This is a genomic window from Paeniglutamicibacter quisquiliarum, assembly GCF_019084045.1.
Classification (GTDB): Bacteria; Actinomycetota; Actinomycetes; order Actinomycetales; family Micrococcaceae; genus Paeniglutamicibacter; species Paeniglutamicibacter quisquiliarum.
Map to the genome: position 1 here is coordinate 105,662 of NZ_JAHRED010000006.1, position 11,753 is coordinate 117,414.

Annotated in this window: 11 protein-coding genes and 1 tRNA gene; 7 read left to right on the forward strand and 5 right to left on the reverse strand. The window is 66.3% G+C overall.

Features of this window, described 5'->3' with window-relative positions:
* Window positions 1–93: 93 nt before the first annotated feature.
* Together KRR55_RS12155 and KRR55_RS12160 are read right to left on the reverse strand one after the other, a co-directional pair.
* Window positions 94–1,608 (reverse strand): catalase, encoded by a 1,515-nt coding sequence (locus KRR55_RS12155; protein WP_418888838.1) that lies wholly within the window; start codon window positions 1,606–1,608, stop codon window positions 94–96.
* Between the two features lie 39 nt (window positions 1,609–1,647).
* Window positions 1,648–2,076 carry a Fur family transcriptional regulator gene (locus KRR55_RS12160; RefSeq protein WP_217389364.1) on the reverse strand — a complete coding sequence of 143 codons (429 nt, stop codon included), beginning with the start codon at window positions 2,074–2,076 and terminating at the stop codon, window positions 1,648–1,650.
* Window positions 2,077–2,147: 71 nt separating this feature from the next.
* Between KRR55_RS12160 and KRR55_RS12165 the strand changes: the two genes are divergently transcribed.
* The 4 genes from KRR55_RS12165 to efeB all read left to right on the forward strand — a co-directional run bounded on the left by KRR55_RS12165 (window position 2,148) and on the right by efeB (window position 7,119).
* Window positions 2,148–3,428 (forward strand): MFS transporter, encoded by a 1,281-nt coding sequence (locus tag KRR55_RS12165; protein WP_217389365.1) that lies wholly within the window; start codon window positions 2,148–2,150, stop codon window positions 3,426–3,428.
* A 105-nt stretch (window positions 3,429–3,533) separates the two neighbouring features.
* Window positions 3,534–4,403 carry a zinc metalloprotease HtpX gene (htpX, locus tag KRR55_RS12170; protein ID WP_217389366.1) on the forward strand — a complete coding sequence of 290 codons (870 nt, stop codon included), beginning with the start codon at window positions 3,534–3,536 and terminating at the stop codon, window positions 4,401–4,403.
* Between the two features lie 236 nt (window positions 4,404–4,639).
* Complete coding sequence (gene efeO, locus KRR55_RS12175; protein WP_217389367.1) at window positions 4,640–5,800, forward strand: iron uptake system protein EfeO; 1,161 nt, start codon at window positions 4,640–4,642, stop codon at window positions 5,798–5,800.
* A gap of 5 nt (window positions 5,801–5,805) precedes the next feature.
* Window positions 5,806–7,119 (forward strand): iron uptake transporter deferrochelatase/peroxidase subunit, encoded by a 1,314-nt coding sequence (gene efeB, locus KRR55_RS12180; RefSeq protein WP_217389368.1) that lies wholly within the window; start codon window positions 5,806–5,808, stop codon window positions 7,117–7,119.
* A gap of 100 nt (window positions 7,120–7,219) precedes the next feature.
* On the opposite strand, the gene KRR55_RS12185 is transcribed toward efeB, so the two are convergent.
* Window positions 7,220–7,708 (reverse strand): YajQ family cyclic di-GMP-binding protein, encoded by a 489-nt coding sequence (locus KRR55_RS12185; RefSeq protein WP_217389369.1) that lies wholly within the window; start codon window positions 7,706–7,708, stop codon window positions 7,220–7,222.
* Window positions 7,709–7,866: 158 nt separating this feature from the next.
* On the opposite strand from KRR55_RS12185, the gene KRR55_RS12190 reads away from it, so the two are divergent.
* Window positions 7,867–7,948: transfer RNA gene (locus KRR55_RS12190), tRNA-Tyr, on the forward strand.
* A gap of 170 nt (window positions 7,949–8,118) precedes the next feature.
* Here KRR55_RS12190 and KRR55_RS12195 read toward each other — a convergent pair.
* The gene (locus KRR55_RS12195) at window positions 8,119–8,532 is read right to left on the reverse strand and encodes a hypothetical protein (protein ID WP_217389370.1); all 414 of its coding nucleotides are present in this window, start codon (window positions 8,530–8,532) and stop codon (window positions 8,119–8,121) included.
* 350 nt (window positions 8,533–8,882) lie between these two features.
* On the opposite strand from KRR55_RS12195, the gene trxA reads away from it, so the two are divergent.
* Window positions 8,883–9,254 carry a thioredoxin gene (gene trxA / locus KRR55_RS12200; protein WP_217389371.1) on the forward strand — a complete coding sequence of 124 codons (372 nt, stop codon included), beginning with the start codon at window positions 8,883–8,885 and terminating at the stop codon, window positions 9,252–9,254.
* A gap of 17 nt (window positions 9,255–9,271) precedes the next feature.
* Here the strand turns inward: trxA and KRR55_RS12205 are convergent, their stop codons facing one another.
* Window positions 9,272–10,264 (reverse strand): DNA-3-methyladenine glycosylase family protein, encoded by a 993-nt coding sequence (locus tag KRR55_RS12205; RefSeq protein WP_217389372.1) that lies wholly within the window; start codon window positions 10,262–10,264, stop codon window positions 9,272–9,274.
* A gap of 96 nt (window positions 10,265–10,360) precedes the next feature.
* Here KRR55_RS12205 and KRR55_RS12210 point away from each other — a divergent pair, with 96 nt between their 5' ends.
* Window positions 10,361–11,737: a cystathionine beta-synthase gene (locus KRR55_RS12210; RefSeq protein ID WP_217389373.1), complete on the forward strand. Its 1,377-nt coding sequence runs from the start codon at window positions 10,361–10,363 to the stop codon at window positions 11,735–11,737.
* The last annotated feature ends 16 nt before the right edge of the window (window positions 11,738–11,753 follow it).

Genomic DNA, 11,753 nt, shown 5'->3' on the forward strand with positions numbered 1-11,753 from the left:
TACGGGTCCCTGTTCTTGCTTAACGGCGAAGCGGCCCGGCCTCCCGCAGGAGACCGGGCCGCTTCACCGGTGGCGGCCGGAGCCGGAGGCCGGTTAGGCCTTGCCGGCCATTTCGGCGGCGCCATCGGTCGAGCCCGCAACGCCGGCCGCGTAGGCCTCGCGCAGGATCGCGCCGAGGTTCGCATCAACGTTGGTCCAGTACTGGAAGAAGCCTTCGCGGATGGACTCGATGCTGATGCCCTGGCACTGGCCCAGCAGGGTCGCGTGGAAGCGTTCCTTGGCAGCTGCATCGTAGACCTCGCGGTACAGGGTGCCTGCCTGGCCGAAGTCGTCGTCCTCCGAGCGCAGGGTCTGCGCGGCGCGAACCATCTCGCCGTCGGTCTCCCAGCCGCCCTCGCCGGCACGTTCCGGCTGTGCCGCCGGGCCGCCGAAGGAGTTCGGGGTGTAGACGCGGGCGTCTGCGTCGTTGAAGTGGTACTGCATGGAGCCCTCATGCATGTAGTTGTTCACCTTGGCCGCGTGCGGCTGGTTGACCGGCAACTGGTTGTAGTTGGTGCCGATGCGGTTGCGCTGGGCGTCCGGGTAGGAGAACACGCGCGCCATCAGCATCTTGTCGGGGCTGATGTCGATGCCCGGGACCAGGTTAGAGGGCGAGAATGCCGCCTGCTCGATCTCGGCGAAGAAGTTGCGCGGGTTGCGGTTCAGCGTGAAGTGGCCAACCGGGATCAGCGGGTAGTCCGCGTGCGGCCAGACCTTGGTCATGTCGAACGGGTTGAAGCGGTAGGTCTTGCCCTCTTCGTACGGCATGATCTGGACCTTGACGTCCCAGGTCGGGAAGTTGCCGGCCTCGATGTTGTCGAACAGGTCGCGGCGGTAGAAGTCGGCGTCGGAGCCCGCAAGCTTCTCGGCCTCTTCGTTGGACATGTTGTGCACGCCCTGGCGGGAAATGAAGTGGTACTGCACCCAGAACCGCTCGCCCTCGGCGTTGATCCACTGGTAGGTGTGCGAGCCGTAGCCGTTCATTTCGCGCCAGGAGGTCGGCAGGCCGCGGTCGCCCATCAGGTACGTCACCTGGTGTGCGGACTCGGGGGAGTGGGTCCAGAAGTCCCACTGCATGTCGGCATCGCGCAGGCCGGAGGCGCCCAGGCGCTTCTGCGAGTGGATGAAGTCGGGGAACTTAAGCCCATCGCGGATGAAGAACACCGGGGTGTTGTTGCCCACGACGTCGTAGTTGCCCTCGGTGGTGTAGAAGCGAAGTGCGAACCCGCGCACGTCGCGCCAGGTGTCCGGGGAGCCCTGCTCGCCGGCCACGGAGGAGAAGCGCAGCAGCGTCTCGGACTTGGCGCCCGGCTGGAAGACGGCCGCGCGGGTGTACTTCGAGACGTCCTCGGTGACGGTGAATTCACCGAAGGCCCCGCCGCCCTTGGCGTGCGGGTTGCGCTCCGGCACGCGCTCGCGGTTGAACGCGGCAAGCTTCTCGACGAGGTAGCGGTCGTGGAGGGCGGTGATGCCGTCCGGGCCGGAGGTCAGCGAATGGGCATCGCTGGCAACCGGGGCGCCGCTCTGGGTGGTGGTGAAGTTCTCGCTCAAGAGATTCTCCTTCTTCATGTGGGTTGGTAACTCTTCTGCCGGATTTCCGACGGGCGGCTAGGCCGCGCCGGTTTTCCTGCAGTTTTCACAGAAGCCCTGGTAAAGGACATCGGCAATCTGGATTTCCATGCCGTGGCTGTCCGACGGGGTCAGGCAGGGGGCGTGGCCCACCGCGCATTCCACATCTTCGATCCTGCCGCAGCTGGTGCAAATGGCGTGATGGTGGTTGTCGTTGACGCGGGTCTCATAGAGGGCCGCGGAGTGCGGGGGAGTGAACCGTCGCAACATGCCTTGTTCCGTCAGATCATTAAGCACGTTGTAGACGGACTGGATGGAAACATCCGGCAACGCCCGGTGGACCGCGGTGACAACTCTCTCCGCCGAGGAGTGCGGATGGTGCTCCAGGGCCTCGAGCACGGCAAGGCGGCCGCGGGTGACCCGCAGTCCAAGTTCCCGCATCCGTGCCGAATAGTCCATGTGATCCATTCCACCGTCTTATTTTGAATCTGTCAAGATAAGGGTCGGCGTGTTGCGGCCGCTGTCGCTAGACTCGATCCGTGGCCCGACTCCTTGCCGACCTGACCCCCTTGCGCGAAAGCCCCGCCTTCAAGAGGCTGTGGATCGGCAATGCCCTCTCGGCTGTCGGCGGACAACTCACCCTCGTGGCGGTCAGCCTCGAGGTCTACGCCCTGACGGGCTCCAGCCTCTACGTCGGCCTGCTGGGCGCCTTCGCGCTGGTGCCGCTGGTGCTGACGGGCCTGTACGGCGGTTCCATCGCCGATGCCCATGACCGCCGCAAGGTCGCGCTGGCCTCGGCGCTGGTGCTGTGGGCCGCCACGGCCGCCATTGCTGCCCAGGCCTGGCTGGGCGTGGACAACGTCTGGGTGCTCTATGGGCTGGTGGCCGTCCACTCCGCGGCCGGCGGCATCAACCAGCCCACCCGGGGGGCCATCATCCCGGCCATCGTCGGGCTCAAGGCCCTGCCGGCGGCCAACTCGCTGAACATGGTCACCTTCGGCATCGCCCAGATGGTCGGGCCGTTGCTCGGCGGGCTGCTGGTTGCCCAAATCGGGTTCGGCTGGACCTACTCCATCGATGTGCTGACCTATGGCGCCGCCGTGTGGTCCGTCTACAAGCTGCCCTCGCTGCCGCCTGAGGGAACGCCGGCGAAGGCCGGGCTGCGGTCGGTCATCGAGGGGTTCAGGTTCCTGGGCACCCAGCCCAATGTCCGCATGACCTTCCTGATCGACCTGGCGGCCATGGTCCTGGCCGCACCCCGGGCGCTGCTTCCCGCCATCGGGGCCGTGCTGATCGGCGGTGGCGAGCTGACCATGGGCGTCCTCCTGGCGGCGACGGCCATGGGTGCCTTCCTGGCGGGACTGTTCTCCGGGCCCGTGGGACGGATCCACCGCCACGGCGTGGCGGTGTTCATCTGCGTCTGTGCCTGGGGAGCGAGCATCGGCCTCTTCGGTGCCTTCGTCATCCTGGCCGCCCGCAGCCCGGTTCCGCCCGACGGCACCGCCGGTGCCTGGATCTGGCCGGCCGCGGCATGCATGGCGTTGGCCGGCGTTGCCGACGCCGTTTCCTCGGTCTTCCGCACCACCATCCTGCAAACCGCCACCCCGGATCACCTGCGCGGGCGCCTGCAGGGGGTTTTCATCGTGGTGGTCGCCGGCGGGCCGCGGCTGGGGGAAATGCTCTCCGGTTCCGTCGCCGGCGGCATCGGCGAAGGCTGGACGCTACTTCTCGGCGGGATTGCGTGCATTGCGGCCGCCGCCGCACTGATGCGCTGGGAGCCCGGGTTCCTGCGCTACGACGCGCGGGAACCGAAGCCCTGAGCGGTGCTCCCGGCGGGAACAAAGCACGCTCCCAGACACGTTCACTAGACTGGACCCAACAATCGGCACGACGCGGCCGAACCGTACCCCGAGGAGAGAAACACAGTGCACAATCACAACAACGGCCTGAAGACGGCGGGGTTGCTTGGCGGCATGTTCGCGCTGCTGCTGGCCATTGGTGCCCTGCTGGCGTCCGGGACCGGAAGCAGCAGTTTTATCTGGATCTTCGCCCTCATCGGCGTGGCAACGACGGCCTACGGTTACTGGAATTCCGACAAGCTGGCGATCCGCTCGATGCAGGCCTACCCGGTCACCGAGGCGGAACAGCCTGCCATGCACCGGATCGTTCGCGAGCTCTCCATTGCCGCCCAGCAGCCGATGCCGCGCCTCTATGTTTCCCCGACCAACGCGCCCAATGCCTTCGCCACCGGACGCAACCCGGAAAATGCCGCGGTGTGCTGCACCGAGGGCATCCTGCACCTGCTCAATGAACGCGAGTTGCGCGGGGTGCTGGGCCACGAGCTGATGCACGTCTACAACCGGGACATCCTCACCTCCTCGGTGGCCGCGGCCGTTGCCGGTGTCATCACCTCGGTGGCGCAGATGATGCTCTTCTTCGGAGGCGGCGACCGACGCAACTCCAACCCGATCGCCCTGATCGCCATGTCGCTGCTGGCTCCGCTGGCCTCGACCGTCATCCAGATGGCCATCAGCCGCACCCGCGAATACGATGCCGACGAGGACGGGGCCAAGCTGACCAACGACCCGCTGGCACTGGCCTCGGCACTGCGCAAGCTCGAGGGCGGCGTGCAGCGTGCCCCGCTGCCGGCCGACGACCAGCGCCTGGTGAACACCTCGCACCTGATGATCGCCAACCCCTTTGCAGGTGCCCGGAAGCTCTTTGCCACGCACCCGCCGATGGACGACCGCGTGGCCCGGCTGGAAAAGATGGCGGGCCAGTCCCTAGGCTACTGACGGTAGCCCGCACCACCACGGAACCCAAGCAACGGTCCCGGGCCTTGGCCCGGGACCGTTTTTCGTGTCGCATCAACCGGCCGTCCCGGCGGGTCACCCGGATCGCCTGCGTCGCGCCGCCGACGATCCCCTTTATTTCCGCAGGGTTCGCACCCACAATGGATCCAAGCGGGCAACAATCCCGCCGCGGCTTTCCGCCTGACCCCGTCCGTGACCCACCCACACCCGAGGACCCCATGAAAATCGCTCGCCCGCTCCGGTTCACGGCGGTACTGTCCGTGGCGGCGCTGTCAGTCACCGGCTGCACCGGCACCACCCCCGAGGCTGAAGGGGAGGGGCCCATCCAGGTCACCAGCAGCGAGGACTCCTGCACGCTCTCCACTGCGACCGCACCCGGCGGAACCGTCACCTTCAACGTGAAGAACGAGGGCAACCGGGTCACGGAGTTCTACCTCCTGGCCGAGGACGGGCTGCGCGTCATTGGCGAGGTGGAGAACATCGGCCCCGGACTGACCCGGGACCTGATCGTGGTGGCACCGGAAGGAAAGTACGTCACCGCCTGCAAACCCGGAATGGTGGGCGACGGCATCCGCGCCGACATGGTGCTCAGCGCCGCACCCGAGGGGCAGAACATCAGCACCGACCGGGCGGAGAAGCAGCGGCAGGCCGTCACGCTGTACGCCGCCTACGTCAAGGACCAGACCGGGCAGCTGGTGACGGGCACCGGGGAATTCGCCAAGGCCTTCACCGACGGGGACACGGCCACCGCGAAGGAGCTGTACCCCGTGGTGCGCATGCACTGGGAGCGCATCGAACCTGTCGCCGAATCCTTCGGCGACCTCGACCCGATCCTGGACGCCCGCGAGGCGGACCTGGAAGAGGGACAGGAGTGGACGGGCTGGCACCGCGCCGAGAAGGACCTCTGGCCGCCGGCCACCGGATACAAGCCGATGAGCGCCGCCGAACGCTCGGAGCTGGCCGCCAAGATGGTCGCCGACACCGGGGAACTCTACAACCGCACCCGCGAGCTGACCTACACCCCGGACAAGCTCGCCAACGGCGCCAAGGAACTGCTCGACGAGGTCGCCACCGGGAAGGTGACCGGCGAGGAGGAAATCTGGTCGCACACCGACCTCTGGGATTTCCAGGCAAACATCGATGGCGCCCGCATCGCCTACGAGGACCTCAAACCGCTGCTCTCCGATTCCGACGCGGAATTGGACGCCTCGCTGCAGCAGAAATTCGACGAACTGCAAAAGCTGCTCGACCAGCACAAGGTGGGCGAGGGATTCGTGTTCTATGACAAGCTCAGCCGGGCACAGGTGCAGGAACTCAGCGCCGCCGTCGACGCGCTGGCCGAGCCGCTGTCCAGGCTGACCGCCGCCGTGGTGAAGTAGGGACCATGCGCAGCAAGGCCAGCGCCACGGCGGGTACCGGGGGAGATCACGTGGCTCCGGAGGCAGGGTCGGGGCGGGCCTTGCCCAGCAGGCGCTCCCTGTTGGTCGCGGCGGGGGCCGGCGGACTCGGGGTTGCCGCCGGTGCCCTGGGGCACGCCAAGCTCGGTGCCGCCCAAGAGCCCGCCGGCGACGTCGTGGCATTCCATGGCCCCCACCAACCCGGCATCGCCACACCGGCGCAGGATCGCATGCACGTCGCGGCCTTCGACGTCACCGCCGAGGGCCGGCGGGAGCTCATTGCCCTGCTCACCGAATGGACGGCAGCCATCGAACAGCTGATGCGCGGCGCGGACGTGGGGGAGTCCGGGGCCACCGGGGGCAGCTACGATGCGCCGCCGGAGGACACCGGCGAGGCCCTGGGCCTGTCGGCGAGCCACCTGAGCATCACCGTGGGCTTTGGCCGCAGCCTCTTCGCGGACGCGCACGGCCCGCGGTTCGGGTTGGAGGGAAGGATTCCCGCGGCGCTGATCGCGTTGCCGCACTTCCCCGGCGATGCCTTGGAGGACACCCGCAGCGGGGGAGACCTCGTGGTCCAGGCCTGCGCGGATGACCCGCAGGTGGCGGTCCATGCGGTGCGGAACCTGGCGCGCATTGCCTTTGGCCGGGCGCGGGTGCGGTGGTCCCAGATCGGTTTTGGCCGCACCTCCTCGACTTCCACCGCACAGGCCACCCCGAGGAACCTCTTCGGCTTCAAGGACGGCACGGCAAACCTGAAGGCGGAGGAGCAAAAGGCCCTGGACGAACACGTCTGGGTAGGTGGCGCCACCGGCGCTGAGGCGTGGATGAACGGAGGCACCTACATGGTGGCGCGCCGTATCCGCATGCACATCGAAACCTGGGACCGGACGTCCTTGCGCGAACAGGAAAACATCTTCGGCCGCACCAAGCGCGAGGGTGCACCGCTGTCCGGCGGCACTGAATTCTCGAAGCCGGACTTTGCCATGGCGGGCCGCGGAGGGCCAATCATGCCGGTGGATTCACACGTGGCGCTGGCCCACCCCTCGGCCAACGGCGGCGTGCAGATGTTGCGCCGCGGCTTCAACTACACCGACGGCTCCGATGGCCTGGGCCGCCTGGATGCGGGTCTGTTCTTCATAGCGTTCGTAGTGGATCCGCGCACGCACTACGTGCCGATGCAAAATGCCATGGCGAGGAACGATGCGCTCGTTGAATACCTGAAGCACACCGGGTCCGGGCTCTTCGCTGTCCCGCCGGGGGTGCGGGAGGGCCAATATCTCGGGCAGGGCCTGTTTGGCTGATGGCTGCCGCGTGCCGCACCTAAAGCAACGGGAGGCCGTCACCTCTGGTGGTGACAGCCTCCCGTTGTCCGCGGCGGAGCCGCGCGATCAAGGACTTCGCTTAGCGGAAGTTCACGAACTGCAGATCTGCTTCCTCAAAGCCGCGCAGCAGGGTCATGGTGGCCTGCAGATCGTCGCGGGACTTGGAAGACACGCGAAGTTCGTCACCCTGGATGGTGGACTTCACACCCTTGGGGGCCTCGTCGCGGATCAACTTGTTGATCTTCTTTGCCACATCCTGGGCGATGCCTTCAACGATCTCGGCCTCGATGCGGTATTCCTTGCCCGAGGCGAATGGTTCTCCGGCTTCCAGGGACTTCAGTGAGATGTTGCGCTTGACCAGCTTGGACTGGAAGACGTCGAGAACCGCCTTGACGCGTTCCTCGGAGTTTGCCTTCATGAGGATCTTTTCGCCGCTGAAGTCAATCTCGGCGCCGATGCCCTTGAAGTCGTAGCGCTGGACTATTTCCTTCTGCGCCTGGTTCAGTGCATTGGACACTTCCTGGCTGTCAACCTTGCTGACAACATCAAAAGTTGAATCGCTCGCCATGTGAGCCTCCTTGGGTAGTGATTGTGCTTTGCCTACAAGAGTACCGGGGCGCCCCAAATGCCCGGAGGAACCATGTGCTGACGCGCCGTCGAACCCTCGATTTGCACTCTTGGGAAATAGTCGGGTAGAGTTTCTACTCGTTCCGAAGGGAACAATTCGGCAGATTACCCGAGCGGCCAAAGGGGGCTGACTGTAAATCAGCTGGCAACGCCTTCACTGGTTCGAATCCAGTATCTGCCACCGAATGAACAAAGCCCGTGTTCAAATCCACAAGATTTGAACACGGGCTTTTTCGTGCCCGGACCGCGTTGCTGCAGGTGGGGGCCTGATTGGAAGTCGGGCGGCGGGCTTCGTTCCGGAATGTGACCCACTCAACATCCCTAAGTTGGGCGATGCCCACCACCCAAGATTCATGCGGCCAACTTCTCGCTCATCGGGACCACATAGATGTCCCAGAGCAACATGATGGAATCACGCGGGGCCGACAACACTGCGTGATAGTGCGCCCACTGCCATTCCGTCGCCCCGTTGTCGTCCCTCGGCCTGGGAGGGCAAGAGCCGGGGGTGAGCCACCGCTTGCCATTCCAGATGGCCTGCAATGGCCCAACGGCAGTGGCCGCGGCCGTGGTGTCTTCCAGCGGGCCGGGAAAGGAAACCCGTTCCTGGATCCGCAGTGCGGGGGCAACCGCAAAAGGCGTGGATTCAACGATGGCCAAATCCATGGGCAGTGCGTCGACGTAGCGCTCCGCGAGCAGCATTCCTTCGGAGAGGGCCTTGCGCCCGGATTCCCCGGTCGTTATCAGCAACAAGGTGCAGCGTGTCATATCCGAGTTGGCAGCCGACCCGCATCCGTCTCTACGCGGTCCGGGTCAGGATGCATCCTTCCTGTTATCCGTGGCGCCCGCTGTTTCCTCTGGAAACCGGGCCTGGCTGGCGAACCGGATGGGACCACAAGACCCGCGCTTCGCCCGATGCTTTGGTGGATGGCTGCCTCCTTGGTCGGCTGTGGCATTTCCTTGAGCATACGGAGGCGTGCGCATGGATGGGGGCTGCCGGAATAGATTGTGGATAACTTGTTGCCCGTGGTCGTGACGGGGAGGTGAAAACGGCGTGGGGAAGCCGAAATCCGAGTGCCGACTGCGGCGACTCCTGCTTCACGCGGTACCGTTGGTATATGGCTACTATCAATATCACCGAGTCTGAGTTCACGACGACGTTGGAAGAAAACGACATTGTCTTCGTGGATTTTTGGGCGGCGTGGTGCGGACCCTGCCGCCAATTCGCCCCGGTCTATGACGACATTTCCGAGAAGTACCCCGATGTGAAATTCGCCAAGGTGGACACCGAGGCCGAACAGGGCCTGGCACGCGCCGCGAACATCACCTCAATCCCGACGCTGATGGCCTTCCGCGACAAGGTGCTGGTCTTCTCGCAGCCCGGCGCGATGAACGCCTCGCAGCTCGATGACCTGGTTGTGGCCGTCAAGGGCATCGACATGCAGCAGGTGCACGCACAGATCGCCGAGCAAGAGGCCCAGGCCCAGTAGCTTTCTCCCTGGCGGCCCTAGCGGCGCCGGTGGTCCATCGGCGCCAGGCGCGGGCCAAAGGCCTGCTTGCGGTGCCCGGACAACCCGATCAAGCGCACCACGCGCTGGCGATGCCCGGAGAAGGGTTCCAGCAACTCGAGCATCCCGGCGTCGTCGACCCGGCGTCCGGTGAGCACCTGCCCGACGAAGGCGGCGAGGTGGAAATCGCCCACCGAGACGTAGTCTGCGGCACCATGGGTGCGCTGCAGGACCTCGGCGATGCTCCACGGTCCCACGCCGGGAAGCGATGCCAGCGCCGCGGACAACGTTCCGGCACCCATGGTGTTCTCCCGTCTGGCCCCCAGCTCCAGCAATGCCCAGCGCTCGAGGGCGGGGGCCGCCACGGCGGCCCGGAGCGCGGTGGCCGAACGCTTGGAATCAACGCGGGCCTGGTGCCACTGCCACGGTCGCAGCGAGCGGACGGCCGCCGGCGTCGGCGGCAGGCGCATGCCGGACGGGGCGGGGCCCGGGGGCAATTCGCCGACGGCCAGGCAGAGGTAGCGCCAGGCGAAGTTGGCCTCGAGCACCGTGACTTTCTGTTCCAGGATCGCCGGAAGCAGGGCATCGAAGATGCGCCCGGTGGAGGGGAACCGCAGCCCCGGATTGGATTTCCGGCTGCTGGCCACGACCGGGTGCAACCGGCCCCTGGTTTCCGGGGAATCGAAGGCGCTCCAGTCGTCATAGGCCCCCAGCAGGTGCAGGCCACGCTCCACCGCGTGTGCGGATCCCGGGCCCCAGGCCCTGAGCAAGACTTCCGCATGCAGTCCCACCGAACGGGTGGCCAACAGGGTGACGGGACCGGCAGGGGTGTGGAAACACAACCATGCACCGGTGTCCCCGACCTGGGTCGCCGGATCCCCGGTGCCGCGTTGCAGGATGCCCAGGGACTGGCGCAGGGAATAGGGCCCGTGCGGCCTCCAGGAGGCCTGCGCGTCGCATGCCGGCAACGGGGTCGAGGGGGTAAGGGGCATGCATCCATACTCTCATCGGCACCGGCCCTTCCAGCGCATGAAGAATCACTACGAACGGCGTCGGGAATGTGACGGGGCGCCGGTAGAGTGAGCGCCATGAAGTATGCGCGCACAGTCCTGGACCTGATTGGGAACACCCCGCTGGTCAAGCTCAATTCGGTCACCGCCGGCATCGAGGCAACCATCCTCGTCAAGCTGGAATACCTGAACCCCGGCGGGTCCATCAAGGACCGGATCGCCCTGAAAATGGTGGAAAACGCAGAGGCCGACGGGAAGCTGCTTCCGGGCGGCACCATCGTTGAGCCCACCAGCGGCAACACCGGGGTGGGACTGGCCATGGTCGGCCAGCTCAAGGGCTACAAGACCATCTTCGTGACCCCGGACAAGGTCGGGGAGGAAAAGCGCGACGTGCTGCGCGCCTATGGCGCCGAGGTGGTGGTGACCCCCACCGCGGTGGCACCCGATTCCCCCGAGTCCTATTACGGCGTTTCGGACCGCCTGGTGCGCGAGATCCCCGGGGCGTACAAGCCCGACCAGTTCTCCAACCCCGCGGCCCCGGAGAGCCACTACGAGTCCACGGGTCCGGAAATCTGGAACGACACCGACGGCACGCTGACCCATGTGGTCATCAGCGCCGGCACCGGCGGCACCATCACCGGCACCGGGCGCTACCTCAAGGAAATCTCCGCCGACCGCTCCTCCGGCCCGGTCAAGGTCATCAGCGTCGACCCGGACGGCTCGGTCTACTCCGGCGGCACGGGCCGCCCCTACTTCGTCGAGGGCGTCGGCGAGGACATGTGGCCGGGCAACTACGACCCGGCGGTCCCCGACGAGGTCATCGCCGTGACCGACGCGGACGCATTCGCGATGACCCGCCGCCTGGCCAAGGAGGAGGGCCTGCTGGTCGGGGGTTCCTCCGGCATGGCGGTGGTCGCGGCCCTGCAGGCGGCCAAGGACCTTCCGGCAGAGGCAGTGGTCGTGGTGATCCTGCCCGACGGCGGGCGCGGCTACCTGGGCAAGATCTTCAACGACTCCTGGATGCGCTCCTACGGCTTCCTGCGCGACGACTCGGCGGACACCGTGGGACAGCTGCTCGCGGCCAAGCCGAAGGACCTGCCGGACCTGGTCCACACGCACCTGAAGGAGACCGTCCGCGACGCCATCGGCGTGATGAACGAGTACGGCGTCTCGGCCCTGCCGGTGCTCTCCGCCGAGCCCCCGGTCCGCCTCGGCGAGGTGCGCGGCTACATCGACGAGCGCACGCTGACCGAAAAGCTCTTCCGCAACGAGATCGCCCTGACCGACCCGGTGGGCCCGCTGGTGACCACCGCGCTGCCGCTGATCGGCATCCACGAAACCATCGACCGCGCCAAGGAACGGCTCTCGGAGCACGACGCCCTGCTGGTCACCGACGACGGGGCCGCGGTCGGGGTCATCACCCGCCACGACCTGCTGACCTACCTCACCCACTAAGAAAGTTGGCTCCCAG